The organism is Pseudomonas sp. K5002, assembly GCF_013386655.1.
GTDB lineage: Bacteria > Pseudomonadota > Gammaproteobacteria > Pseudomonadales > Pseudomonadaceae > Aquipseudomonas.
Genome location: NZ_JACARK010001576.1, coordinates 1 through 735, shown reverse-complemented (window position 1 = coordinate 735; position 735 = coordinate 1). Strand labels below are relative to the sequence as shown.

The following is a 735-nucleotide window of genomic DNA, read 5'->3' as shown; positions in this document are numbered from 1 at the left end:
CCTGCACAGGATCGCCGGGCTTCAGTCGCTAGTCAAAGAACGTCAGCGTTGCCACAGCCAAGAGCACCAGCACGCCGCCGGCAAGGCGCCACAGCGCACGTTTGCCGAGCCGGGCCAGGCGCTCGCGCCGTGGGTTGGCAAGTGATGTGTCGCTCATTTGTTCACCCATGCGTCATAGAGATAAGTCACCGCCAGCGACGGCTCCAGCCGCACGCCCTGGGTGGTCTTGTAGATACCCAGCCGCGTGCTTTGCGGGTAGGTGGTCAATTGCAGGTACTGGCTGGAAGCGATTTTCTGCGCCTGGTAATACAGCGCCCGGCGCTGCTCGCTGTCCTGGGTGGTGAGGGCTTGCCGGATCAGCGTGTCGAACGCCGGGTCACTGAAGCCTGCGGTGTTCTGGTGGTAACCACCGACACCCGCCGGGCTGATGAACTCACTGCCGAAGATGATCCGCAGCACGTCGGCGGTGTTGGTGTTCCAGTAGCCGAGGCGAATGTCGTAGTCCCAGTCGGCCTGGCGTTTGGTGGCCTGCACGTCACTCATCTGGTCGACGATCAGCTCGAAGCCGACCTGCCGGGTGGTGGCCTGCACCTGTTCCCACAAGGTGTATTCCGACGGTGGCGTGCGGTTGCCCATCACCACATGGACTTGCAGGCGCTTGCCGTCCTTGGTGCGGTAGCCCTCGCTGTCGCGCTGGGTCCAGCCGGACTGGTCGAGTAACTGCGCAGCCCGGGC

1 protein-coding gene and 1 pseudogene are annotated in these 735 nt (G+C 63.9%); both read right to left on the bottom strand.

Going from position 1 to position 735, the window contains the following annotated elements; genetic code table 11:
- Positions 1-31 precede the first annotated feature (31 nt).
- Positions 32-157, bottom strand: a pseudogene (locus tag HX846_RS40165) (ABC transporter permease); the annotation flags it as partial.
- Positions 154-735 (bottom strand): ABC transporter substrate-binding protein (locus HX846_RS38040; protein WP_256740511.1); only part of this gene is annotated, 582 nt, incomplete at its 5' end. The pseudogene HX846_RS40165 and the gene HX846_RS38040, both read right to left, overlap by 4 nt.